Here is a 24,432-nt window from a genome sequence, read left to right as displayed (position 1 = left end):
TTCGTTTGCTTAACCTCTTTCATGGGCCAGCACCTGGCTTGCATCAGCAAAACACAGTCTTGTCAAACCCTCGAAAGGGATTACACGTGAACTTCAAGCGTTTCGGCCGCCCCGCGGTCATCGCCATTGCCGCAGGCCTCGCACTCTCGTCCTGTGCAGCAAACGAAGCCGCCCCCGCGGACGACGCACCGGCCAGCACGCTCACCGGCACGCTCAACGGCGCAGGCGCGTCTTCGATGGATGCCGCCCAGCAGGCCTGGATCGCCGGCTTCCAGACCGCCAACACCGGCGTCACCATCAACTATGAGCCCTCCGGCTCGGGTGGCGGCCGAAAGGCCTTCATCGAAGGCGGCACCGACTTCGCCGGTAGCGACTCCTACATGAGCACCGAAGAGCTCGCCGGCGAATTCGCCTCCTGCGTTCCCGGCACCAAGGCTGTCGACCTTCCGGTCTACATCTCCCCCATCGCCGTGATCTTCAACGTTGACGGCGTTGACGAACTGAACATCGATGCTGACACGCTCGCCAAGATCTTCTCCGGCGCTATCACGACCTGGGATGACGCTGCCATCGTTGCGCTGAACCCCGACGCAACGTTGCCCTCTGCAACGATCAACGCCGTGCACCGCTCGGATGACTCGGGAACCACCAAGAACTTCACCGACTACCTCGGCCAGGCTGCCGAGACCGTGTGGACCGAGAAGGCCTCTGACACCTTCCCGTTCCCCGGTGAAGGCGCCAAGGGCACCTCGGGCGTTGTTGACGCTGTCACCAACGGCACGAACATGATCGGCTACGCCGACGCTTCGCAAGCCGGCGACCTCAGCACCGCCAAGCTCCAGGTCGGCGAGGACTTCGTCGCTTACACCCCCGAAGCTGCCGCTGAGGTTGTCGCCGGATCGCCGCTCGTGGCCGACCGCGCAGCCGATGACCTCGCGCTCGACCTGAACCGCAAGACCACCAACCCGGCGGAATACCCGCTGGTTCTGGTGAGCTACGCGATCGTGTGCAACGAGTACGCCGATGCCGCCCAGGGCGAGCTCGTCAAGGCGTACATCGAGTACATCGCCAGCGCCGCCGGACAGACCGTTGCTAAAGACGCCGCCGGCGTTGCACCGCTGACGGCCGAACTCGAAGCCAACGTCGCCGCGGTTCTCGCGACCGTCAAGTAGCACCCGAACACACCTGCCCGGTCCGTTCTCGCACATCTGCGGGGGCGGATCGGGCAGACTGGGGTCTACGGCCATTTGCGTCCAGCCGCCACACACCCCGTTTTCGCACATTTTCACGAGTTCAACGCTTCAGTTTGACGCTATTTAGGAGACCGGCATGACCACAGTTGCCGCCACGACCATCAAGGCCAGGCAACGCCCGGGCGACCGCATCTTCTCCTCGGCCACCCTCATTGCCGGCAGCCTGATTCTGGCCGTTCTCGCCGCCGTCGCGATCTTTCTGCTGGTGGAAAGCCTTCCGGCGTTCGTCGCCGACCCGGCCGAATTCAGCGGAGACACGACGAACTTCTGGTCCTATGTCGGCCCGCTCATCTTCGGTACCATCTACGCGGCTATCCTGGCGTTGATCATGGCCGTGCCGGTCGCCATCGGCATCGCCCTGTTCATCTCGCACTTCGCCCCGCGCCGGCTCGCGCAGGGCCTTGGGTACCTCATCGACCTGCTTGCCGCCGTTCCGTCGGTCGTGTTCGGCCTCTGGGGCATCGGCGTGCTGGCTCCGCTCGTGCAGCCCTTCTACACCAACCTCGTGGACTGGTTCGGCTGGTTCGCTCCCTTCGCCGGCCCGGTTTCGGGCACGGGGCGCACCATCTTCACGGTGGCCATCGTGCTCGCCGTCATGATTTTGCCGATCATCACCGCCATCTGCCGTGAGATCTTTCTGCAGACACCGCTGCTGCACGAGGAAGCTGCCCTGGCCCTCGGCGCCACCCGCTGGGAGATGATCCGCATGGCCGTGCTGCCGTTCGGGCTGCCCGGCATCATCTCGGCATCGATGCTGGGCCTCGGCCGCGCCCTCGGCGAGACGATGGCCGTGGCCATGGTGCTCTCCCCCAGTCGCGAGGTCATCTTTCAACTGCTCACCTCCCAGAACTCCAATACGATCGCCTCGAACATCGCGCTGAACTTTCCCGAGGCTAACGGCGTCGGCGTCAACATTCTGCTCGCGACCGGTCTCATGCTCTTCGTGGTCACCCTCATCGTGAACATGCTGGCCCGCGCCATCATCAACAGCCGTAAGGCATTTTCGGGAGCCAACTGATGACATCCGTTCTGGACGCCACGCCGCTCACCAATTCGCTCACCGCCGGCAAACTGCCCCGACGTTCGTCGCTGTGGATTCTGCTGGCCAGCTGGGCCGTGTCAGCCGCCTTCTTCGCGATGCTCTTTCTGTCGGGCAACGTCGACGGGTTCAACATCGTCGGCACGGTCGTCTTCGGCACGGTGCTGTACTGCGTCGCCATCTACGTGTTGTCCCGTCTGGTGGAGGGCTCACGCAAGGCCAAGGACCGGCTGATGACGGCGCTCGTGACCGCCGCGTTCGTCATTGCGCTGCTGCCGCTCGTGTCGATCGTCTACACCACAGTGGTCAACGGGCTGCCCGCGTTTCTGACGCCGACGTTCTTCACCTCTTCGCAGCGCAACGTGGTGGGCGCGGGCGGCGGCGTGCTGCACGCTATTATCGGCACGCTCATGGTAACCGGCATGGCCACGCTCATCTCGGTGCCGATCGGGCTGCTCGCGTCGATCTACCTCGTAGAATACGGTCGCGGCCGGCTGGCCCGCGCCATCACCTTCTTTGTCGACGTGATGACCGGAATCCCCTCGATCGTTGCGGGACTGTTCGCCTTCGCGCTGTTCGCGCTGCTGTTTGACGACCCGGGCATCCGCTTTGGATTCGGTGGATCGATCGCGCTGTCAGTGCTGATGATTCCGGTGGTGGTGCGCTCGAGCGAAGAGATGCTCAAACTGGTGCCGAACGAACTGCGCGAGGCGGCGTTTGCCCTGGGGGTGCCGAAGTGGCTGACCATCCTTAAGGTGGTGCTGCCGACATCCATTGCCGGAATCGTCACCGGTGTGATGCTGTCGATCGCCCGCGTGATCGGCGAGACCGCGCCGCTGCTGATCATCGCCGGCTTCACGTCGAGCATGAATTACGACCTGTTCGGAGAGCGCATGATGACGCTGCCGGTGTTCGTGTACACGCAGTACGCCAACCAGGGCGCGGATTCGCAGGCGTTCATCGATCGGGCCTGGGCCGGAGCGCTCACCCTGATCGTGATCGTCATGGTGCTCAACGGACTCGCTCGTCTGATCGCCCACTGGTTCTCGCCCAAGCTGGGCCGCTAACACTCCCGCTTTAGAAAGATCGTAGAAAGGGACTTATGTCCAAGCGCATCGAAGTTAACGACCTCAACGTGTATTACAGCAATTTTCTGGCCGTCGAAGGCGTCTCGATCGTCATTGAGCCGCGCACGGTGACCGCGTTCATCGGGCCCAGTGGATGCGGAAAGTCCACCTTCATTCGCACGCTCAACCGCATGCATGAGGTCATCCCCGGCGCGCGCGTTGAGGGTGAAGTGCTCATCGATGGCAACAACCTGTACGGTCCGGGCGTCGACCCGGTGCTCGTGCGCCGCCAGGTGGGCATGGTCTTTCAGCGGCCCAACCCGTTTCCGACGATGTCGATTCAGGACAACGTGCTGGCCGGCCTGAAGCTCAACAACCGTCGCATGAGCAAAACGGATGCCGACGACCTCACCGAAAAAGCCCTCCGCGGTGCAAACCTGTGGAACGAGGTCAAGGATCGCCTGGCGCGTCCCGGATCGGGGCTCTCGGGTGGACAGCAGCAGCGCCTGTGCATCGCCCGCGCGATTGCGGTCGAGCCCGACGTGATTCTGATGGACGAGCCGTGCTCGGCGCTCGACCCGATCTCGACGCTGGCCATTGAGGACCTCATCGAGGAGATGAAGAGCGAGTACACGATCGTGATCGTGACGCACAACATGCAGCAGGCCTCGCGCGTGTCGGATCGCACCGCATTCTTCAACATCGCGGGCACCGGCAAGCCGGGCAAGCTCATCGAGTACGACGACACCACCACGATCTTCTCGAACCCGAGCGTGCAGGCCACCGAAGACTACGTGTCGGGGCGGTTCGGGTAGGTCTTTCCTAGGCCAGAAGGGCCGCGCCGTGGGTGGGGCGACCGGCTAGCAGGGTGGCGGCCACCGGCATCCGCTCGAAGAGGGCGTCGGAGACCGTGAGCGGATCGCCGTCGAGGATGGCGATGTCGGCCACATCGCCGACGTGCAGGCGGGTGCGCCCCCGAGCTGAGGCGGCGAGAGCCTGACTGCGGGAGATAATCTGCTCGGGGCGCCAGGGGGCGCGGGCGTCGCTGCGGGCGCGGGAGGTCGCGGCGCTCATGGCGGTGAACGGGTCGAGGGGGGCGACGGGGGCGTCGGATCCGAAGGCGAGGGTGGCGTCCGCGTCGAGCAGGGAGCGCAGGGCGAAGACACGGTCGGCGCCGGCTGGCCAGTTGAGTTCGACCGTGTCGCGGTCGTCGAGGGCATGTTCCGGTTGCACGCTCGCGATGACGCCGAGGCGGGCGAAGCGGGCGAAATCGGCGGACTGCAGAAACTGGGCGTGTTCGATGCGGCCGGTGACGCCGGCGCGCTCGAAGGCGTTCAGGGCAACCGTGTTGGCGGCGTCGCCGATGGCGTGCACGGCGGGCAGCAGCCCGGTGCCCTGCGCTTGCAGCAGAATCTCGGTGAGCTCATTTTCGGTGACGGCGAGCACGCCGTGCCCGCCGACGGGGTATTCCTCGACGCAGAATGCCGTGCGGGTGTTCAGGGATCCGTCGATGAGCAGCTTGAGCGGCCCCACGGTGAGCAGGCCATGGGTGTCTGCGATCGGCTGGCCGGTGTGCATCCGCTCGGCTAGTGCGCGGTCGAGATCGGCGAGGTAGATGCCGGCGTCGACTCGCAGCGTGTCGAATCCGGCGGCGATGCGGCGCTGCCAGACGCCTGGGTTCCAGGTCATCTCGAAGTCGACGACGCCGACCACGCCGCGGGCGGCCGCGCGGGTTGCTGCTTGGGCGGCGAGCGAGTCGACCTCGGCGTCGGGCAGCTGGCCGAGCGCGATCGTGAGGTCGAACGCGGCCTGTTCGCGCAGCAGTCCGGACGCGTCGACGTGCACGTTGAAGCGCTCCGCCGCCGCGCTGTTCAGCCAGACGCAGTGCAGGTCGTGGCTGATCAAGGCGGTCGGATGCCCCTGCGTCACCTCATCGAGACCGCGCAACGTGGGCTGGTCGGCCCAGATGGCATCGCGGAACCGCACACCGACGATCGTTGATGTGTTCCTGGGGATCTGGGCGCGCACGGTCTCGAGGGCCTCGCGCGCCGAGGCGGCAGCGGAAAGGTCGAAGCGCGCGCCGGCGAGTGCCCACTGGGTCATGTGCACGTGCTCGTCCCAGAGGCCGGGGATGATGGTGCGGCCGTCGAGGGTGGGGGCATCCGTTTGGGTGTTGTGCGGCACGATCTGGGTGATGACCCCCTTGGCGATGTGCACGTCGGAGGGCGTGGTGTCGCCGGGCTGCAGGACAGAGCGCAGAACGAGGTCGGGCATGGCGCGGCTTTCGGTCGAGGGTTCTTGCCACCCTACAGGCGGGTGGGTGCGGGGCTGCTCGGGGCCAGCAGGCGGCTCCAGGCGGGTTGCACTCTGGACGGGGCCTGGGCCCCGTCCACGGGCCCAGTTTAGAAACTGGGCCCGTGTCCATAAGGTGGGCCCGGGACGGCGGCGGAGGTGCCCAGGCAGGTGCGCGGGCGGGCGGCGGCGTTCGTCGGCCTCCACGACCAACATTTTCACCCCGCGCGGGACCTGCGCCGCTGCGCGGGCGGCGCAACTCCAGCGCAGCGGGGTCGAGCCGCGGCCCGGAAGCCTAACAGGGATTACGAGAAGGTGACAATTTGTCAATTAAGCGTAGATATCTACGGTGAGGCTCGCTACGGTATGGCCCTTGGTGCCGAAACGCGGCACCAGCACGATCGACCATGCTGACAGGAATTCGCAAATGCCCAAGAAGTTCATCGCCATCACCGCCCTCGCCGCTCTCGCCATTTTTGCGGTGCCGGCCGCGGCATCCGCTGTCGTGTACGTTCCCGGCGGCGGGGTGACCGTGACGGTAACGGGAGAACCCACCCCCGGCGGAACCGTGACGGTCACGGCCGAACCAGGCTCCTTTCCCGACGACTCGAGCGCCAAAATCACCCTCTCCGGCGCCCCCAAGTTGAGCATGGGCGCCGTGAAGGCACCGACCGCAACCGTGAATGACGCGGGCGCGGTGAGCTTCACAGTGGTATTGCCCGCCACGGCCGTCGGCTCGCAGACCGCCACCGTCACGGGCGCCCAGACCGCTCGCGCCGGCTCGGCCGCCATCACCCTGATCGGCGCCGACTCGAGCACCGCTCGCCTCGCCTCGGCGGGGTACGCGGCACCGTCCGCGCTGATCTGGGGCGGAGCCGCCGCCCTGCTGCTCGGGCTCGCCCTGGCCACCGCGAGCGTGGTGAAGCGCCGGCGCGTCACGGCCTAGCCGTTCGTCCGGCCCCGGCACCCTCGCGGCACTCGTTGCAGAAGCGGGCACTCCTACGTAGGGGTGCCGCCAGCGCTAACGGGTGCCGCGAGCGCGGTTCAGCTGACGGGCTGCACCACGACGCGGGCCCGGTGCCGCAGCACCAGGCGGCGCACGCCCAGGGTGCCGACCGCGAGCAGGCCGAGCACTCCGGCCACGATCAGCCCAATCAGCAGCGGCGTGAACACCGGCGGCACCAGCCCCGTGATTGGCGCAAACAGCTGCGTGCCCTGCTCGAACAGGTCGGGCACGGCAACAGACAACGGCACATCAAGAACGGATGCCGCGACCCCGGTCAGCGGGTCCGTCAGCGTGAGCGACATCGTGTAGTCGCCCGGTGCCAGTTGACTGCCGAGCGTGACGGCGACCTGTGTGGACATGCCAGCGTACAAGGAGCCCATCGTGATCGGGTGCGTGCTGATGACCTCCCCGTGAGACGACACCGTCATCGTGCCCTCGGGCGCAAGATGCTGGTTGCCGTCGTTCGACGTGTTCACCGAAACCACGGACAAGCCGGCGGTCTCGCCCAGCGACGCCCGCCCGAGCGAGAACGCCGGCTGCAAGGCGCCCGGCACGCGAATCGAGATGGCCACGGCCTGCCGGGTGATGCGAGCGAGCGCCAGCTGCCCCGTGCCGGCGTCAGCGACCGCATTTTCGAGCACAATGCTGCTCACATACTGTCCCGGCGCTGTGTTGGCCGGAACCGCCACCGTGAACGTGCCGGCGTTGTGCTGCTGCGGCTGCAGCGTGAGCGTCTCGGCGGGGTAGTCCACCCAGGTCGACGCCCCGCTGGCGACGGCCGTGGAGTCGGCGGCGCCGAATCCCCCGTTGACGATCGTCGACACGACCCCCACATAGGTGCGCGCGTCGACGACCGAATCGTTCGGGTTGATTCGGTCGACGTCGAATGTCTGTGCAGAGCCCGCCGCAATTGTGGCTTCGAAAAACGAGCCGTGCTGCTCGAGCGCGACCAGGCCGAGCGGTGGGGCATCCGCTTGCAGAATCATGGGCACAACGGATACCGCGGCGCACGCCCCGAGCACCGGCCCGGCCGCGACGAGGGTCGCGACGGCGACGGCGGTGATGAGGCCGCGGTATAGCGGGCGAATGAAAGTGCGCATGGAAGGCTTTCGTGTGGAGGGGGCGAGACGGCTACGGCGCCGCGGCAAACGTCGTGGTCAGGGTTCCCGCGTAGCTACCGGTGGGAGCGTTCGCCGGAATGGCGAGGCTGAAGGCCAGCGCGAGCTCATATGAGCCGCTTCCCGCGCCGGCCGGAGCCGACAGCACACTCACAGCCGAATCGAGGGCCGCGCTACCGCCCAGCGACGCACCGCTGAAGGGCTCCCCCGCGACGTTCGAAACCTCGTTCGCCGGAGCCACCGTGAGGTTTCCCGCCGGGATATCACGGGCAGCGTTTACGGATGCACTCGGGCTCGTCCACACCAAAGCGGATGACTGCAGCGTCACGTTCCAGCCGGCCAGCAGCCCGGTCTGGTCATCGACGACCAGCAGGGCCCCCGAAGTGGTCGTCTGCTCGGCGTGCGAGAACGGGACAGCCTCAAAATTCACGTCTGATAGCCAGGTCGTGAAGATTCCCGGCGTCACAGCCGATGACACCGACGCCGTGGCGTTCGACGAGAATGTTCGCGTGAGCGGCGTCACCGTGTAGTCGGAGATGTTCACGACGTACGCAACGGTGCCGGTGGGGCTGAAGGCGACTGCGAGCGGCTCGAAGCCGACGCCGACGGTCTCGGTGACCGAGTTGCTGGCGACGTCGAACACCGACACCGTGTTGTCGCTGCGATTGGTCACGTAGACGCTGTTGCCGTCGGGGCTCACCGCAACCGCTGAGGGGCTCCCGCCCGCCGCGAAGCCAGCGCCGGAGTAGGTGGCCGTGGCGACGTCGATGATCGATACGCCACCCATTTCATGCGAGACGTAGGCCGTCTCACCGTTCGGGGCGAAGGCGACAGCGCTCGTGCGGCTGCTTTCCAGGTCGATGGTTTTGCTCACCGCTGCGCCCTGGGTATCGATGACCGACACGGTGGCCGCCCCGTAGTTTGCTACGTAGGCCACGGCTCCGTCGGGGCTGAACGCCACGTCACGTGGTTCCAGGCCCACAGGGATGGTGTCGACGACTCGGCCTTCGGCCACGTCGATCACAGCGACGGTGGAGTCGAACTCGTTGGTCACATAGGCAACGTTTCCCAGGGGACTGAACGCCACCGACGTGGGGTTGCCAAAGACCTTCAGCGTGCCCACCGCCCCGGTGTCCAGGGCGATGATCGCTACCCCCTCAGCAGCCGGCATCGTGACGTAGGCGGTGCCGCCATCGGGGCTGATCGCGATCGATCGCGGTGATCCGGGCAGTTCGAGGGAGTCATACACTTCGTCATTGCCGGCGTTGATGAACGAAATGGTGTTGGAATCGTAGTTCGTCACGTAGGCGTGGGTGCCGTCGGGACTGAACGCCACATCGATGGGCGCTGAACCCACCGAGATGGCCGTGCCCGCGGTCACCACCCCGGGTGCCGCCCAGGCGGCCGGCACAATCAAGACGGATGCCGCCAGGGTCGCCGCGGCCGTGGTGACCAGAATGCGCTTCTTCATGGGTTCTGCTTTCATTGGAGGTCGAACAATTTTTTGCGCGGCGCAGCATCGAAGATGATCAGCGGCAGGTGGTGCGTTAGGAGTGCATACCCCAGCATTCCGAAGCAGGCTCAGGATTGTCAGCAGATTCCGCCCGACAAGGCACAGCATTGTCCCAAGTTTTCTTGACCCCTGATCGGGGTATTTAGCCAAGTTTGGCCGCTCAGAACCATAGGCTGGGGCCATGCTCTTCCCTCGACCAGGTCACCACAGTGGTCGCTCGCTCTGGGAATTTCAGGGCGTGGTGTTCGGCGCCCTGATCATCGTGGGTACCGCGGTATTGCTCAGCCAACCGGATGCCCTCAACCCGCGTCTCTACGCCGCCGGCGCCGGCCTTATTGCCCTGGTCACCCTGGTCACCGCAATCTGGCGCAACCACCCCACCCTGCAGCGGTTTTCGGTGCTGCTGCCGTTCGCCGACATGATCGGAATCAGGGTGACCGCACACGCGGAGGGCGCCACGCTGTCGGGCGGGGCCCTGCTGCTGATTCTGCCGATGATCTGGATCGCCTACTCCCACGGACTGCGCGGTGTGTTGGCCGCCATTGCCCTCATTCTCGTCACGAGTCCCACGGGCCTTGTTTCCCAATACAGCGGCGGCGTCGATCCCGACAACTTCACCCGCATCGTGGCCTACCCGCTGACGCTGCTTATTCTGGCGGGGGCTGCGGGGGTATCGGGGGCGCGCATCCGTCGTAAGAAGGTGCAGCTGGCCGCTCAGACTGTGCTCACCGAGCAGGCCGTGCGGGCCCGCGACGACTTGATCGAGGCCGTCACCCACGAGCTGCGCACCCCGCTCACCTCTATTCTGGGCAACGCCGAGCTCGTGCTGGGCACTCATGATGAGCAGACGATTGCGCGGCGGGCCGGGGTGATCGTGCGCAACGCCGAGCAGATGGAGACAATCCTCGCCGATCTGCTGCACGCGCGCAGCACCGGCACGGCCCTGCTCGGGCTCACCTTTGCGACGAGTGACCTGCGCGCACTGATCGAGAATTGCCTGGCGGCGAGCCGGGCTGCGGCCGACGCGCGCGGCGTGACGATTGACGTGATCGCCTCCGACACGTTGCTCGCCGAGGTCGACCCCAACCGCATTCGGCAGGTGCTCGACAATCTGCTGACCAATGCCATTAAATACAACCGGGTCGGCGGCACGGTGGTGGTGAGCGAGACCCGCACGCTCGACACGGTGACCTTCGCCGTCACCGACAGCGGATGCGGGATGGCTCCGCACGAACGCACGCTCGTGTTCGAGCCCTACTATCGCACCGCATCGGCACGGCGGTTGGCGCAGCAAGGCTCGGGGCTCGGCCTCGGCATCAGCCGCGACATCGCCCGGCGGCACGGCGGCGACCTGCGCCTGGTCGAATCGTCGTCGGCCGGCAGCCGGTTTGAACTGACCCTGCCGCTCGTGCAGGTTCCGGTGCCCGCACTGTTGTCTGGGATGAACAGCGCCACGCTCGGCTAGCCGTTGCACCGCGGGAATGCGCATCGTCAGCACAGACGGGCAATCCTGAACAGCAACCGGCGGCAGATGGAGCGCTTGCATGATCTCAGGTGCGCCAGGGCGGATCGGCGGCCGGGGCGTTGGCGCGGTGGCTTTGAGCGGGGCGCCAGGTTTGGGTCGGGTCCCAGAGCAGTGGGCCACGCACCTGCGGCCGGCCGTTGATCATGCGAATCTGCCAGCCGTTGGTGTCGATGGTGTGGTGGTGGAACCAACAGAGGAGGCATCCGTTGTCAACGTTGGTCGGCCCACCCTTGCCGGCGGGGATGACGTGGTGCACTTCGGTCCAGCGGGCGGGGATGGTGCAGCCGGGGATGATGCACCCTCCGTCGCGGGCGGCGATGGCGGCTCGTTGTTTGGGGGTGAAGCAGCGTACTTTGTCGCCGAGGTAGAGCACGGCACCGTTATCGCCGAAGATGACCTTTTGGGAGCCGCCGGTGCAGATGGTTTCCTTGACTCGGCGCATCGAGATGGGCGCTTCGATGCCGTCGATCCAGCCGACCCCGCGTTCGTTGTCGAGGTCAGTGGCGTTCACATGGATCATCACGGTGGGGGCCGCGCCGCCCATGGTCGAAGTCTTCGGGTCGCGGGCGGCCGCTTCGAACACCGAGAGGAGAACGTCGGCCCGTTTCTCGCCGGCGGTGCGGTCGTCGCCGTCGTAGCGGGTGTCGCCGGCGAAGGGGTCGGCACTAAAACGCTCACCGTCAGCACTCAGGCCGTCGCTGTCAAGTCCCTCCAGGGCGGTGGCGGTTCCGTCGGCCGGTTCGGCCGGGTCGGTGGGTTCAAACCGTGGTGTGCGCGACCTCGCCGACAGATGGCTGTCGAAGAGGGTGTCCATGATGCCGCGAAGTTCGGGGGTGACGTTGGCCCGGAGCGGGTAGAGCCCGTTGCGCAGCAGCCCGAACGTCAGCGTGCTCTTCGTCTCCGCCTCCTCCTCGTTGGGGGCGATGCCGTCGGGATCGAGCCGGGCCTGCCATTCCAGCGGACGCACGCGAGGGCGCGTCCGGCGAGCGCGGCCGGGTCGATAGAGTTACCGGTAGTGAAATCGGGGGGCACCGTGAATACTGACCGCATCGCGGTGGTCATCGAAGACGATGCGGATGTGCGCGAGGTGATCGCAGCCATCCTCATCGAGGCCGGTTTCGAGGTGTTGCTCGCCGGCACCGGCGCCGAGGGCGTCGAACTCGTGCGCCTCCACGCTCCGACCCTGACGACCCTCGACGTGAACATGCCCGGCATGGACGGCTTCGAAACCCTCAAACGCATTCGCCTGCTCAGCACGCGCAGCATCATCATGATCTCGGCGCGCTTCGACGAGGTCGACGTCGTGCGCGGCCTCAGCGCCGGCGCCGACGACTTCGTGGCCAAACCGTTTCGCACCGGCGAGCTGCGCGCCCGCATCGACGCGGTGCTGCGGCGAGCGCCGAACGAGGTTGAGCCCCTGGCGGCCGCGCCCGGGCTCCAGGCCGCGCCCGGGCTCCAGCCGAACTCGGCGCCGAACGACTCCAGCGGATGGCTGCACCACGACGGCGTGCGCCTCGATTCGGCGCGGCGCGTGGTGGAGGTGGCGGGGGCATCCGTTCTGCTGACGCGCAGTGAATTCGATCTGCTCGCCCGCCTGCTGCAGCCCGTTGACCGGGTGCACAGCAAGAGCGAACTGATTCTCGAGCTGCGCGGCGAAAGGTACGCCACCGCGCTGGTGACGGAGGCCGACAAGCGCTCCCTCGAGGTGCACGTGGCCAACCTGCGCCGCAAGATCGGGCCCGCCGAGCGCATCGAAACGGTGCGCGGCGTGGGCTACCGACTGGCGTCGACGACCGCCTAACCCGGTCGGGGCCCGGGCCCCGTCCATGGGCCCAGTTTATAACCTGGGCCCGGGGACGGGGCCCAGGCCCCGTCCGCAGTGGGGTGGACGACCTGCCTCAGGATTGACGGCAGAAAGGGGCCGACGATACGCAGGATTGGCCCCAATTTTTCACTGGGCTTCGCACCGCCTGGGCTCAATATAGCCCTAACCTATGGATAAGATCGCTCTATCCTGAGTTGTGCGATGAAGCGGCATAACTTAGATTTCGACTAGACAAATTTCTGCCCAGTGCATGCCGAACACCGGCATTCACACCCAGCACTAGATGGAGAAACATGAACACGTCATCCCGATTCGCCAAACGTCTCAAGGTTCTGGTGCCGCTGGCGCTCGTTGGCGCCCTGGCTCTGTCGGGCTGCAGCGCCGATGCCTCCACCGGCTCTAACGCCGACGCGAAAAAGACCATCACGATCGCCACGTCGAATGACGCCCCCTTCTCGTTCACCGATGCCGCCACGGGCGAGCTCTCGGGCATCGATGGAGAAATGATTCTTGCCATCGCCGAGGCGAAGGGCTGGAACGTCGAGGTCTTCGTCACCGACTTCAACACCCTCATTCCGGCGCTGATGGCTAAGAAGGCCGACGTGATCGTCGACGCCATGTACATCACCGACGCGCGCAAGAAAGAAATCAACTTCACCGACACCTGGTACATGCAGGGCGAAGGCCTGCTCGTACCGGCCGGCTCCACCGTGAAGAACCGCGACGACGTAAAGGGCAAGGTGCTCGGCGCCCAGACCGGAACGGTCTTCACCGACCTCATCGGAACCCTGGAAGGCAGCGAGACCCAGTTCTTCGACTCGCAGGCTGCGCTGATCGCCGCCGTGGAAAACGGCCAGATTGACGCCGCCTTCACCGACAGCGCCGTGCTGGCCTACAGCCTCGTGCAGAAGCCCAACCCGAAGATCGAACTGGTCACCCCGTACACGCCGTACTTTCCCGGCCAGATTGGCGCCGGCGTGCGCATGGAAGACACCGAGCTGCTCGACGACCTCAACTCGGGCCTCGCCGACCTCAAGCAGACCCCCCAGTACCTGGAGATTCTGCAGAAGTACGGACTCGGCGAAGACAACGTCACGGAGTAGCTAACGCACGGCTCGCACCGGCCGTTCCCCACCTCGCGGTGGGGAACGGCCGTGTGCGCATGTTTATCCCCCCTAAGTTAGGCGCTCCACCATGGATTTCATCACTGACACCCTTGCAGTGTTCCCTTCGCTGATCGGCGCCGTGCCGATCGTGCTTCAACTCGCTGCCGGCGCCATGATTCTGGCCCTCGTGCTCGGTCTGCTCGTTGCCCTCGCCCGCATCTCCCAGTTCAAGGTGCTGCGGGCCATCGCGGTTTTCTACGTGGAGGTCATTCGCGGCACCCCGCTGCTGGTGCAGCTGGTCTACATCTTCTTCGTGCTGCCCAGCATCGGTATTGCCATCGACCCGATTCCGGCCGGCATTCTGGGCCTCGGGCTCAACTACGCCGCCTACCTGTCTGAGGTCTTTCGTTCGGCCATTCTCTCCGTCGAATCCGGGCAGACCGAAGCGGCACTCTCTCTGGGCTACACCCCCACCAAGGCGCTCTGGAAGGTGGTGATTCCGCAATCGTTCGTCGTCTCGCTCGGACCGATCGGTAACTACTTCATTGCCATGGTCAAAGACACGGCGCTCACCTCGGTCATTGCCGTCACCGAGATTTTGAAGACCGCGAACATTTTGAACAGCCAGACTTTTCAGACCACGGAAATTTACACGGCAGCAGCCATCCTTTACCTGATGCTCAGCCTTCCGCTCTCTCGAATTGTTGTACTTCTCGAACGAAAGGCGCGGTCTCGTGGCTGATAACACCATCATCAATGTCAAGGATGTACACAAGACCTTTGTGTCCGAGGCCAAGCAGTCCTTGTGGGACCGGTTTCGCGGCAAAACCCACGAGGTGAAGCGGGTTGAGGTGCTCAAGGGTGTCAACCTCGAGGTGGCCCAGAGCGAGACGGTGGTCATTCTCGGCTCCAGCGGCTCGGGCAAGAGCACCCTGCTGCGCTGCATCAACAAGCTCGAGACCATCGACGCCGGCCGCATCTATGTGCACGGCCACATGATCGGCTATCGGGAGCAGAACGGCGCGCTCGTCGCGGAGCGGGCATCCGTTACGGCGAAGAAGCGCACCGACGTGGGGATGGTGTTTCAACACTTCAACCTGTTTCTGAACAAGACCGCGCTGGGCAACGTCATGGCCCCGCTGCGCGACATCAAGAACCTCTCGGCCGCTGACGCCCGCATCAAGGCCGTGCACCACCTCGAGATGGTGGGCCTCGGCGACAAGCTCGACAACTACCCGAGCAAGCTCTCGGGCGGCCAGAAGCAGCGCGTGGCCATCGCCCGCGCGCTGGCCATGGAGCCGGCTGTCATGCTCTTCGACGAGCCCACCTCGGCGCTCGACCCCGAGTTGGTCGGTGAGGTTCTCGCCGTCATCAAGCGCATCGCCCAGGCGGGCACCACCATGGTGATCGTCACGCACGAGATGCAGTTCGCCCGCGAGATCGCCACCCGCATCGTGGTCATGGACCAGGGACTGATCGTGGAGGAAGGCCCGCCGGAGACCATCTTCACCAACCCCCAGCACGACAAGACCCGGGCCCTGCTCAGCCGGTCGCAAACGTCGCCGCAGGCTTCCGAGAGCTGAGCCGTGCGGGAGTTCGACGAGCAGATCTACCGACTCTCCCCCGGGCTGGCGCCTTCGTTCACCGTTGAACCCGGCGAGGTGTTCGCGTGTCTCACCCAGGACGCGTCGGGCAACCAGATCGGTGAGGGCGTCAGGCACGCCGACCTCGACCCGAGCCGGGTGTTTGCGGTGAACGGCCCCATCAAGATCGCCGGGGTGAAGGCGGGCGATGCCGTCGGGGTGGAGATTCGCGCCATCGACCCGGCCGAGTGGGGCCACACCTGGACCCGGCCGGGGCTCGGCGTGGGCGCACCGCCCGAGTCGCACGTGCGACGGTTGGCGGCGCGGCATCCGCTCATCGAGTGGGGCACCGGCGCACCCATTGCCGTCACGCCCCGGCTGCACATTGGCACCCTCGGCCTGCTCCCCCGCGTCGAAACCGAACCGCGACACCTCGGCGGCTACGGCGGCAACCTCGACTCCGTGCTGTGCGCGGTGGGCTCGACGGTCTGGATCACCGCCCAGGTCGACGGCGGCGGCCTGTTTGTGGGCGACGTGCACGCGGCCATGGGCGACGCCGAGGTCTGCGGCACCGGCATTGAGGTGGCGGCACGACTCGAGCTCTGCGTGCGCACCCGCACCGACTGGGCGCCCACCTTTGCCACCATCCGGCGCGAGGAGAAGACCTGGATTGTCGTAGACGGCGATGATTTCGACGAGGCGTTGGCCCGCGGGGTCGCCGAGTGCACGCGGCTGCTCGCCGCGCACTTCGGCATGCCCCACAACGATGCCTACCTCGCCGTGGGGTTGCTGCTCGAGGTGCGGGTGTGCCAGGTCGTCAACTCCCGCCGCAGCCTGGCCCTGTCGCTCACCGGCGGCGCTGACGCCGCCCTGGCCCCGGCTTTGCTCTAACAGAGCGGATGAGGGTGGCCGCGCCCCGCAGGCAGCTCGTCCGTTCGCGGGCGGCGCGGTGCGCGGGCGGTACGCCAAGGGGATGCGGGGTTCTCACGAAAGCGGATGCGGCATGGCCGGCCCGCCGGCCCATGCGAGTGCGGCTCGACCAACGAATGTGTGCGGCCTCCCCAACCAACCGGCCCCAGGAACAAGTTGGGGGCGCATGTGCTGCACCACCTCCGCCTACCCCGCCCGGTGCAGCAGAGACAAGTCGATGATCACCACGGCGTCGCAGGCTTCGCGAGACAGCCGATCCTGCGCCTTCTGGTACCGGGCATCGGCGGCCGCCTTCTGCTCTGCGGTCATCGATCCAGTGTTTTCCAGGGGCGCCTGGCTCAGGTACAGCGCGGCACGCGCGCACAGGTACCGGGCGTTGCCGCGGTCGAGAACCAGCTCGATAGAGTCTTTCGCCGCCCCCGTTGCCGACGGCCCCGTCTCTTCCCAATAGACGGAGCGCCCCGCAGCACCCTCAACGTGTTTGCTGACCAGTGAATCGCGGCACCAGTCCAGCGTCGTGCCGCCCGCGCCCGCGTCGACGGTCTTCACGTCGAGCAGCATCTTCTCGTTCGCCTTCAATGACGTTCTGGAGGCGTCGGCCGAGACCTGCACACTTCCGTCGGCGGCAATCGTGGCGGTGAGATTGACGACCGGCTGGTCCCGCAGCGCCAGGCTCTCCGCCCCGATCCAGACCATCCAGGAGACACCGATCAGCAGCAGCAGCAGCGCACCCAGTGCCGCTCCGATGCGGGTCAATAGGGTGCGTTTCCAGACAGCGCCGATGAACGGCAGCGCCCCGCCCAGCAGCACAACCACAATCGCCCACGGAAACAGCTGGGATTGGTTGCGAATGAGCCGGCCCAGCACGTCACCCTGAATGCCGATCGCCGCCAGCACGGCGAGACGGGCAGGTCGCCCTCGGTCGGCTTCGCGGTCGCCTTCGTCAGCTCGTCATCCAGCACGGTCGGTTCATCCGCGGCTCTCTGCGGCACCGTCACTGCCAACTTGCGCGAAAAACGATTCATCAGATCGCCGTTCTGTTGAGTAGAAAAAGAACCCTATCTCTAGACCGCTGCCCCCACTGAGTAGCCACGAGAGCGGATGCGACGGGCCGCGTTGTGCACGCCGCCACAGCTCAGCGACTCCCCCACGCCGCATCAACCGCGTCGGCGAAGGCTGCCATCGAAGTGAACTCCCATGCGGGAGAGACCTCACCCGTGGTCTCGGGCGTGGCTCCCCACCCGGGCACGTCGTGGCGCCGGTTGATCCACACCGAGCTCAGCCCCGCCACCCGCGCGGGCACATGGTCGTGAAACAGCGACTGGGCCACGTGCAGCAGCCGCCCCTCGCCCACGCCGACCACCCCGACGCGCTCGAGCAGCACCGCGAAGTTACGCGGGTTCGGCTTGTACGAGCCAACCGTCTCGGCGGTGAACACCAGATCAAACGGATGCCCCAACCGCCCGTCACTCGCCGCAAACGATTCGTCGTCGACGTTGGAGAGCACGATGAGCCGGTAGTGCTTCTTCAGCCGGGCCAGCGCGTCGACCGAGTCGGCGAACGCCGGCCACTCCGCGACCGAGGAGCCGAGTGCTGTCGCCTCCTCGTCACCGACAACAAACCCCAGCGCAACGCCGGTGCACCGAAACGCCTCGGCCAGCACCAACGGGTAGAGCAAACCCGGCTTCTCTGCTTCGACCGCGGCTTCGTGCACCGAGTAGGCCACAAGCACCTGCTCGTCGGTCCAACTCGCGTCGAAGCGCCGCGCCCACGGCCCCAGGACCGCGGCGATGCCCGCCTCCCAGTCAATGAGCGTGCCGTACACGTCAAAGCTGAGGCCGTCAAAGTCGGTGAGGTTCACGTTCTCGCAAATGTCGACAGGCCGCTGGTCCGTCCTACGCAGATACCAGCGACCGAGCCTGGTTGATCTGGCTTACTGCCCCACCTCATCACACCCCACCTCTATCTCCTGCCCCTCCAGCAGATTCAGCACCGGCGTGTGAACGGCCTCAAGCACCCCGTGCTCTGCATCAGCGCCAAGGAAATAGAACCGAGTGGTCGAGGACTCCCCCGGCGCCAGTTCCACCCCGAGTTGGCTCACGGGATACCCCTCATGCCTCGCCGGATGGTACGGAACGGCCTCTCCTGCGCGGGAAACACCGAGATTCTGCGAATCCGGCGGCCCATAAACCAAAATCAGTGTCTTGATATTGCCCTGTACTACCCCGTAGGTGCCCGGCCCGGTCACCGACTCTGGCAGTGACGTCGCCGCGTCGAGCGGCGCCGTGTTCGTCAGGGTCACATCCACAGCGTAGTACGGCCGTTCATCATTGCGACAGGTCACTTCGCCCAGGTCAATGCGCGTATCAAGATGGGTGTTCATCTTCGCACCGGTGGCGTCATTGAAATAGACCCCAATCTTCTCAGCGGATCCGTCACTCACCGGTAAATCGCCGGTGAGCGTCGTGCCTTCCAGCAGTTTCTGGTCTTCTTCATGCGCACTCCAGATGAGAATGCGACGCTCGTCGCCGGCCTGCGCGAGTGCAGAGATGAGCGCCGCCGGGTCAGCGTTGCCGCCCGCCAGGGCAGCAAAGACTGCAGCGGCCGCGGAAGAAAAGACTGCGTCTTGATCGGCCGGATCGTCGTAGTTCGCGTAGACATCGCTGAGCAATAGCTGCACGGCGTTGCCGCTTGTGAGGACCTCGCCGGTCGCTAGCGTGATCGGCCCTGTGGCACGCAACAGGTAGCTCAACGCCACCGGGTCGAGCGAGATAACCCCGTCAACCTCCGTGCCATAGGTGCGCTTCCACATCTCGCGCGTGAGCGCTCCGGTGATGGGAAACTGTGGAGTGAGCGTGACGTCACCCATGAAGGTGCTGACGAGGTCGGTGTAGATGCCTCGGGTTTCAAGTTGTAGGTCAAGAACCGGTTGATCGAAGACCATTCCCGCGGCTGACGCCTGCCGCGTGATTTGAATCTGACCATTCTCCGTCGCGACCTCTGCGAAAGCGCCGGGCAACCCTCCGGTCGCCCGCACCTCCGCATTGTTCTGAAACAGTAAGAGATAGCTGCGCTTTTCGTCTGCCCCCAACATGGCGGGCAGCAGCTGAACCGCACGATTCACCCCGCTCACACTGTCCGCCGTCGAATCAACGGCCGCCGCCAGCTGTTCCGTGGCGGCGCGCACCTGCTTCAGAACGTGGGACGTATCGATCGCGGCCACATCGACGGATGCCTGCGCCAGGGTCGCGTTGATGTCAGCTGTGCCAGGCTGAGCTTGCACTAGCGGGTCAAGATCGAGAGCCCCGCCGACAGGGCTGAACCCGGCAAGGTCGAGATTCTCGGTAAGCGACACCAACGGCATCACGGCATTTCTGCTGATCTCATCAACTACTTGGGCTAGCTGGCGAACAGCCGCGAGGTTTGGCCCTAAAAACGGAACCACTTCAAACGCACGCCACAGCGGATCGCCCACGTGATTCGCAGCGGAACGGGAGTGTTCCCCAAGCTTCTTTGCAACCCTCGGCGCAGATGAAACCTCCCCCGAGGTCACGGCCTGCTGAACAGCGAACGCGAGCGGCACAGCCTGTTCCAACTCCGACTTGGCCATGAGCGCTTGGACGCCGACCCAGACAGTGGCCCCACCAATGATCACGATGACGCTAGCCGATACACCAACCCAAGACCGGTTAATGCTCTTTCGTTTGAACTTTCGGCCCTTTTCCGCGCTGCGATACTTGCCCATCCAGCAATTCAACCAGTACTTACGCAGAGTCATTACATCAGACTCTGACGGTTGCTCGATATGAAGCGGTACCATTCAGAAGGTCGACTTCGGTCTTGGAAGAAACGACCATTGCTGCGATCACTGCGCCAAAAATACAACACAAACTTGGGGACGGTTTTAGAATCATGCGCATACTTTTAACAGGCGGCGCAGGATACATCGGCTCTCACACCTGCGTAGAACTGCTTATGCGCGGCCATGACGTTGTTGTCATTGACAATTTGTCGAATAGCAGTCAAGAATCGCTGCGACGAGTGCAGGAAATTACCGGACGTGACGTTGAGCTGCACGTTGGGGATCTCACCAGTCCTTCAGCAGCGAAGGAGCCTTTTCTAGCCGGACAAATCGACGCAGTCGTGCATTTCGCCGGTTTGAAGGCTGTCGGTGAGTCTGTCAGTAATCCACTTGCGTACTATCAAGCGAACCTAGGGTCTACCCTCGTTCTACTGGAGACGATGGCCGAGTTTGGCGTTAAGAAATTTGTTTTTAGCTCCTCAGCAACGGTGTATGGCGATCCAGATACCTTGCCTTCGAAAGAGGACAGCCCTTCGGGTCTAAACTTATCTAATCCGTATGGGCGGACTAAAGCGATGATCGAACAAATTCTCGCTGACGCGTCTCAAGCTGATCCGTCGTTGCAAATAGTCGTTTTGCGGTACTTCAATCCAATTGGTGCCCACATAAGCGGTCGTATTGGCGAAGATCCGCGACAGGTGCCGAATAATCTCCTCCCCTTCGTTAGCCAAGTCGCTATTGGCATCCGAAAGAGCGTGGCGGTGTTCGGCAACGCTTATCCGACTCCGGACGGCACTGGTGTGCGCGACTACATTCACGTGATGGATCTCGCGGAGGGTCATGCGGCAGCCCTCGAACACCTAGAACCCGGGATCGAAACTTACAATCTGGGCACCGGGCGAGGAGCGAGCGTACTCGAAATCATTGCCGCCTTCACGCGAGTATCTGGTCGGGAGATACCGTATGAAATCGTTCCCGCCCGGGCCGGAGATATTGCATCCTCGTATGCTGATGTAACCAAAGCCGCTAGGAGACTTAACTGGGTGGCTTCAAGATCACTTGACGTGGCCTGTCGAGATGCCTGGGCCTGGCAAGCAGCAAATCCGACAGGCTTTGCTCAGCGCTGAAAGCGAAACACGACAATGGCGTGGAAGGAAACGTCCCTCCCATTCGCGCACCATGTCGGGACCCGCGTATTGCCCGCCGAGGACCAGAACTGGTTCAGTCGAGAACCATTGTGAATATTGGCTTCGATGGGCACCGCCTGTGGTGCGGTTGAGCCCCACTATTCAGATGCGTGACTTGCATCGTTCAGCCCCACGACCGGCGTGGTTGAGCCCCACCTGAAAAGCTCCTCCCACCATGTGAGCGCCACATGTTGGAAGGAGTACCGGCAATGGTACGGAAGATCAAAGCGAAGCAGATCCTGCAGCTGCGTAATCAGGGCTTGTCGCGACGAGCGATCGAGTCCGCCCAGGGGATGTCTCGGCACAGCATTCGAGCTGTGCTCGATGCAGCAGAGCGGCTCGGGCTCGGCTGGGACGACGTCGCCGAGTTGTCGGAGGCCACGGTGTATTTGACGTTGTTCCCCGGCCGCGGCGTCCACGAGTCGGTCTTCGCGCAGCCGGACTGGGGCCGGGTCCATGCCGAGCTCGCGCGGGTGGGAGTGACGTTGAAGCTGTTGCACCAGGAGTATGTCGCCGCGGCAGCGATGGCGCAGGCGACGATGAGTTACGACCGGTTCTGCCCGTTCTATGCCGAGCATGCCGCTGTCTCGGGTGCGACGTCGCGGGTCGGCCACAAAGCCGGCCGCAGTATCGAGGTCGATTGGTCCGGGCCCACGATGCAACTGCTGGATCCAACGTCGGGTGAGATGTCGAAGGTGTATTTGTTTGTCGCCTGCCTGCCGTTCAGCCGCTACGCGTTCGTGGAAGCGTGCCTGGATATGCGGCAGGAGGCGTGGCTGCGCGCCCACACGGCAATGTTCGCCTTCTTCGGTGGTAGCGTCCCACGCCTGGTTCCGGACAACCTGAAGACCGGAGTGATCTCCCACCCCAAGGAGGGCGAAGTCGTTCTCAACGATGCTTATCGGGAGATGGCGGCGCATTATTCGGCCGCGGTGCTCCCCGGCAGAGTGCGGCACCCGCGCGATAAAAGTAGCACTGAGAACACGGTGGCCCATGTCGCGACCTGGGTCATCGCCGGTTTGAGGAAGGAGACGTTCACCTCGCTGGCGCAGTTGCGCCTGCGAATCCGGGAACAGATGGATGCCTACAACCGGGAGCCCTTTCAGAAACGTGTGGGGTCCCGCCTCAGCGTGTTCACCGCCGAGGAGAAGCCTCTGTTGCAGGCGCTGCCGGCGACGCCGTTCGAGATCAGCACGTGGTCCTATAAACGCAAGGTCAACGCCGACGCCCACGTGGTCTGGGCCAAGAATTTCTACTCCGTCCCCTTCAGCCACATCGGCGCGCTGGTGGACCTTCGTCTCACCGAGACGATGCTGGAGGTTTATCGGCGCGATGAGCGTCTAGCCAGCCATTTCCTGCTGCCGGCAACGACCAGCAACCAGTACCGGACCAACGAGGCGGACTTGCCCGAGGGACGCAGCTTCCAGGCCTGGGACCGAACCCGGATCGAGGTGGCGAGTAGCGCCTGATGGTAGCGCACGTCCAGACACTTGGTGTGTAACCTCGTGACATCGTGGACAGTGGATCTCAGAACTTCGTGGACGCTGGGTCTCATGGCTTCGTGTGTCCTGTCTCACCGCATCGTGGACACACGATCTCATGACATCGTGGACGCCGTGTCTCACAGCATCGGAGACACTTGCGCCGATGATAGTTAGGGAATGACGAATTCTCTTTCACCCCAGACTCGTGCCGCGATCATGAATTACGACCCGACCCAGCCTCACGCGCTGTCGATTATCGCGTTCTGTCGCTCTCTGAAGATCTCTCGGAGCGTGTTCTATAAGATCCGCGGACGAGCTGTCCACGAGGCTGCTGCTGCGCTGCACCCACGCTCCCGCGCCCCAAACGTCCCGGCCCGGCGTTATGGGCAGGGCGTCGTGAATGAGGTGGTGAAGATCCGCAAACAGCTCAAGACTGATGGCTGGGATTAGGCTCCTCGCTCGATCTACTACGAAGCGGCCATGGACAGCGGGTTCCCCGGACAGAAGGTCCCGTCGGTGGCGACGATCGCACGTATTCTGGCCAGCGTCGGGCAGATGGACGCGTCACCGAGGAAGCGACCGAAGTCGTCCTACATCCCGTTCGTGCGCGCGACGGCGATGTCGCTGTGGCAACTGGACGCGTTCGAGTACCGGCTGGCGAACGGGCAGACCGTCACTGTCTATCAACTGCTCGACGACGCAAGCCGATACGACGTGGACACCGACGCGTATTCGCGTCATGAGAACAGTGCTGATGCCAAGGACGTGCTCGAACGGGCAATCGCCGCATGCGGGGCACCCCGGGAAGTGTTATCGGATAACTCGCTGGCGTTCAACCAGCTGCGCGCAGGCACGATCGGCTCCGTGGAGATCTTTCTGGCATCGAAAGGCACCATGCCGATCAGCGGGCTGCCGGGCAAACCCACCACACAGGGCAAGAACGAGCGCTCCCACCAAACGTTGATCCGTTTCCTCGACGCCGACCGGCCGGCCACTCTCAAGCATCTCCGTGTCCGGATCCAGCGTTTCCGGAGCACTACAACAACCGCCGACCGCATCAAGCCCTCGAACAAGCTACGCCGCGGGCGGCGTGGGACTTGCTCGAGCACACGCCAGCGACCGAGCCGATCCCGCTGTCGGTGCTGGAGGCGAAAGCCTCGGAGTACCGGCGGGCTCGCTCGCGACGACAGTCAGACCTTCACCGGGCGCCGTTGACGATCTCCAAGACCGGGCAGGTCATGCCCGACGACGACGCGCGGCCGCAAACCGCGGATCAGTCACTCGTGGAGGTCACCAAAGCGAACCGGCAGGTCTACTTTCAGGGTTACCAGATCTCCCTGCCTACGACGTACGCTGACCGCTCGTTCTACCGGACGATCACCGACGACGCGTTCTTCCTAACCGATCCCGTCACCGCTGAGATCGTGTTCTCTTTCCCGCTGCCGATGGTCGCGCTGAACGTCCGAGGCCGATACGTTGCCTCTTACTCCATCCAGGGCGTTGGCGTGACCCACCCGACGAAACCCTGGGAACGCAAGAACGCGGAATATCAGACACAGTTCGCCTAGCGCCAGACTGATCTCCCCGCAGTGCTCGGTGAGCCAGAGCGGTAGCTGTGCACGAAGCCATGAGACCCAGCGTCCACGAAGTTCTGAGATCCACTGTCCACGATGTCACGAGGTTACACACCAAGTCGCCGGAC

General features: G+C 64.5%; 19 protein-coding genes and 2 pseudogenes. 14 read left to right on the top strand and 7 right to left on the bottom strand.

From position 1 onward, the window contains the following. Positions 1 to 86: 86 nt before the first annotated feature. From pstS to pstB, 4 genes are all read left to right on the top strand, one after another. Positions 87 to 1,172, top strand: a complete 1,086-nt coding sequence (gene pstS / locus BMW72_RS15705; RefSeq protein WP_092112231.1) for a phosphate ABC transporter substrate-binding protein PstS — start codon at positions 87 to 89, stop codon at positions 1,170 to 1,172. A gap of 157 nt (positions 1,173 to 1,329) precedes the next feature. Further along, positions 1,330 to 2,271, top strand: a complete 942-nt coding sequence (gene pstC, locus BMW72_RS15700; protein WP_092112229.1) for a phosphate ABC transporter permease subunit PstC — start codon at positions 1,330 to 1,332, stop codon at positions 2,269 to 2,271. Beyond that, positions 2,271 to 3,359 (top strand): phosphate ABC transporter permease PstA, encoded by a 1,089-nt coding sequence (gene pstA / locus BMW72_RS15695; RefSeq protein WP_092112227.1) that lies wholly within the window; start codon positions 2,271 to 2,273, stop codon positions 3,357 to 3,359. Before pstC ends, pstA begins: the two co-directional genes overlap by 1 nt. A gap of 35 nt (positions 3,360 to 3,394) precedes the next feature. Beyond that, the gene (gene pstB, locus BMW72_RS15690; RefSeq protein WP_092112225.1) at positions 3,395 to 4,174 is read left to right on the top strand and encodes a phosphate ABC transporter ATP-binding protein PstB; all 780 of its coding nucleotides are present in this window, start codon (positions 3,395 to 3,397) and stop codon (positions 4,172 to 4,174) included. 7 nt (positions 4,175 to 4,181) lie between these two features. On the opposite strand, the gene BMW72_RS15685 is transcribed toward pstB, so the two are convergent. After that, positions 4,182 to 5,633 (bottom strand): amidohydrolase, encoded by a 1,452-nt coding sequence (locus tag BMW72_RS15685; RefSeq protein WP_092112223.1) that lies wholly within the window; start codon positions 5,631 to 5,633, stop codon positions 4,182 to 4,184. Positions 5,634 to 6,078: 445 nt separating this feature from the next. Here BMW72_RS15685 and BMW72_RS15680 point away from each other — a divergent pair, with 445 nt between their 5' ends. Continuing rightward, positions 6,079 to 6,597, top strand: coding sequence for a hypothetical protein (locus tag BMW72_RS15680; RefSeq protein ID WP_092112221.1), 519 nt, complete (start codon positions 6,079 to 6,081; stop codon positions 6,595 to 6,597). Positions 6,598 to 6,695: 98 nt separating this feature from the next. Here BMW72_RS15680 and BMW72_RS15675 read toward each other — a convergent pair whose 3' ends face one another. Beyond that, positions 6,696 to 7,757 carry a hypothetical protein gene (locus tag BMW72_RS15675; RefSeq protein WP_092112220.1) on the bottom strand — a complete coding sequence of 354 codons (1,062 nt, stop codon included), beginning with the start codon at positions 7,755 to 7,757 and terminating at the stop codon, positions 6,696 to 6,698. Positions 7,758 to 7,788: 31 nt separating this feature from the next. Continuing rightward, entirely contained in the window at positions 7,789 to 9,246 is a 1,458-nt protein-coding gene (locus tag BMW72_RS15670) for a beta-propeller fold lactonase family protein (RefSeq protein ID WP_166787809.1), read from the bottom strand. Between the two features lie 223 nt (positions 9,247 to 9,469). Between BMW72_RS15670 and BMW72_RS15665 the strand changes: the two genes are divergently transcribed. Next, on the top strand, positions 9,470 to 10,753 hold the full coding sequence (locus tag BMW72_RS15665; protein WP_092112216.1) for a sensor histidine kinase: 1,284 nt from the start codon (positions 9,470 to 9,472) through the stop codon (positions 10,751 to 10,753). 85 nt (positions 10,754 to 10,838) lie between these two features. On the opposite strand, the gene BMW72_RS15660 is transcribed toward BMW72_RS15665, so the two are convergent. Then, the gene (locus BMW72_RS15660) at positions 10,839 to 11,780 is read right to left on the bottom strand and encodes an HNH endonuclease signature motif containing protein (RefSeq protein ID WP_092112214.1); all 942 of its coding nucleotides are present in this window, start codon (positions 11,778 to 11,780) and stop codon (positions 10,839 to 10,841) included. Positions 11,781 to 11,846: 66 nt separating this feature from the next. Here BMW72_RS15660 and BMW72_RS15655 point away from each other — a divergent pair, with 66 nt between their 5' ends. From BMW72_RS15655 to BMW72_RS15635, 5 genes are all read left to right on the top strand, one after another. Then, complete coding sequence (locus BMW72_RS15655; RefSeq protein WP_092112212.1) at positions 11,847 to 12,614, top strand: response regulator transcription factor; 768 nt, start codon at positions 11,847 to 11,849, stop codon at positions 12,612 to 12,614. 317 nt (positions 12,615 to 12,931) lie between these two features. Further along, positions 12,932 to 13,741 carry an ABC transporter substrate-binding protein gene (locus BMW72_RS15650; protein WP_092112210.1) on the top strand — a complete coding sequence of 270 codons (810 nt, stop codon included), beginning with the start codon at positions 12,932 to 12,934 and terminating at the stop codon, positions 13,739 to 13,741. A 91-nt stretch (positions 13,742 to 13,832) separates the two neighbouring features. Next, positions 13,833 to 14,486: an amino acid ABC transporter permease gene (locus tag BMW72_RS15645; RefSeq protein WP_092112209.1), complete on the top strand. Its 654-nt coding sequence runs from the start codon at positions 13,833 to 13,835 to the stop codon at positions 14,484 to 14,486. After that, positions 14,479 to 15,327 (top strand): amino acid ABC transporter ATP-binding protein, encoded by an 849-nt coding sequence (locus BMW72_RS15640; protein WP_277871567.1) that lies wholly within the window; start codon positions 14,479 to 14,481, stop codon positions 15,325 to 15,327. Before BMW72_RS15645 ends, BMW72_RS15640 begins: the two co-directional genes overlap by 8 nt. Positions 15,328 to 15,330: 3 nt before the next feature. Beyond that, a complete protein-coding gene (locus tag BMW72_RS15635; RefSeq protein ID WP_092112207.1) occupies positions 15,331 to 16,218 on the top strand; it encodes an acetamidase/formamidase family protein in 888 nt (295 codons plus the stop codon). 225 nt (positions 16,219 to 16,443) lie between these two features. Here BMW72_RS15635 and BMW72_RS15630 read toward each other — a convergent pair whose 3' ends face one another. The 3 genes from BMW72_RS15630 to BMW72_RS15620 all read right to left on the bottom strand — a co-directional run bounded on the left by BMW72_RS15630 (position 16,444) and on the right by BMW72_RS15620 (position 20,035). Beyond that, positions 16,444 to 17,154, bottom strand: a complete 711-nt coding sequence (locus BMW72_RS15630; RefSeq protein ID WP_092112205.1) for a hypothetical protein — start codon at positions 17,152 to 17,154, stop codon at positions 16,444 to 16,446. 238 nt (positions 17,155 to 17,392) lie between these two features. Further along, positions 17,393 to 18,118 (bottom strand): HAD-IA family hydrolase, encoded by a 726-nt coding sequence (locus tag BMW72_RS15625; protein WP_092112203.1) that lies wholly within the window; start codon positions 18,116 to 18,118, stop codon positions 17,393 to 17,395. Positions 18,119 to 18,190: 72 nt separating this feature from the next. Next, positions 18,191 to 20,035, bottom strand: a complete 1,845-nt coding sequence (locus BMW72_RS15620) for a DUF4012 domain-containing protein (protein ID WP_167361071.1) — start codon at positions 20,033 to 20,035, stop codon at positions 18,191 to 18,193. A 62-nt stretch (positions 20,036 to 20,097) separates the two neighbouring features. On the opposite strand from BMW72_RS15620, the gene galE reads away from it, so the two are divergent. The 3 genes and pseudogenes from galE (at position 20,098) to BMW72_RS15605 (ending at position 24,298) form a co-directional block, all read left to right on the top strand. Next, on the top strand, positions 20,098 to 21,186 hold the full coding sequence (gene galE / locus BMW72_RS15615; protein ID WP_338419469.1) for a UDP-glucose 4-epimerase GalE: 1,089 nt from the start codon (positions 20,098 to 20,100) through the stop codon (positions 21,184 to 21,186). A gap of 269 nt (positions 21,187 to 21,455) precedes the next feature. Beyond that, positions 21,456 to 22,694: pseudogene (istA, locus tag BMW72_RS15610) on the top strand (IS21 family transposase); the annotation flags it as partial. A gap of 213 nt (positions 22,695 to 22,907) precedes the next feature. Next, positions 22,908 to 24,298: pseudogene (locus BMW72_RS15605) on the top strand (integrase core domain-containing protein). Positions 24,299 to 24,432: the final 134 nt, after the last annotated feature.

It is taken from the genome of Cryobacterium luteum, assembly GCF_900110125.1.
GTDB classification, from domain to species: Bacteria; Actinomycetota; Actinomycetes; order Actinomycetales; family Microbacteriaceae; genus Cryobacterium; species Cryobacterium luteum.
Note: the sequence above shows the minus strand (reverse complement) of the source record. Positions and strands in the feature narration are given on the sequence as shown.

What these genes read in the sequence shown, in the direction of transcription:
- BMW72_RS15650 (WP_092112210.1), top strand. Translation starts at nt 12,932, where the DNA reads ATGAACACGTCATCCCGATTCGCCAAACGTCTCAAGGTTCTGGTGCCG.
- BMW72_RS15665 (WP_092112216.1), top strand. Translation starts at nt 9,470, where the DNA reads ATGCTCTTCCCTCGACCAGGTCACCACAGTGGTCGCTCGCTCTGGGAA.
- pstA (WP_092112227.1), top strand. Translation starts at nt 2,271, where the DNA reads ATGACATCCGTTCTGGACGCCACGCCGCTCACCAATTCGCTCACCGCC.
- BMW72_RS15670 (WP_166787809.1), bottom strand. Translation starts at nt 9,246, where the DNA reads ATGAAGAAGCGCATTCTGGTCACCACGGCCGCGGCGACCCTGGCGGCA.
- pstC (WP_092112229.1), top strand. Translation starts at nt 1,330, where the DNA reads ATGACCACAGTTGCCGCCACGACCATCAAGGCCAGGCAACGCCCGGGC.
- BMW72_RS15645 (WP_092112209.1), top strand. Translation starts at nt 13,833, where the DNA reads ATGGATTTCATCACTGACACCCTTGCAGTGTTCCCTTCGCTGATCGGC.
- pstB (WP_092112225.1), top strand. Translation starts at nt 3,395, where the DNA reads ATGTCCAAGCGCATCGAAGTTAACGACCTCAACGTGTATTACAGCAAT.
- BMW72_RS15675 (WP_092112220.1), bottom strand. Translation starts at nt 7,757, where the DNA reads ATGCGCACTTTCATTCGCCCGCTATACCGCGGCCTCATCACCGCCGTC.
- BMW72_RS15680 (WP_092112221.1), top strand. Translation starts at nt 6,079, where the DNA reads ATGCCCAAGAAGTTCATCGCCATCACCGCCCTCGCCGCTCTCGCCATT.
- BMW72_RS15685 (WP_092112223.1), bottom strand. Translation starts at nt 5,633, where the DNA reads ATGCCCGACCTCGTTCTGCGCTCTGTCCTGCAGCCCGGCGACACCACG.
- BMW72_RS15620 (WP_167361071.1), bottom strand. Translation starts at nt 20,035, where the DNA reads ATGACTCTGCGTAAGTACTGGTTGAATTGCTGGATGGGCAAGTATCGC.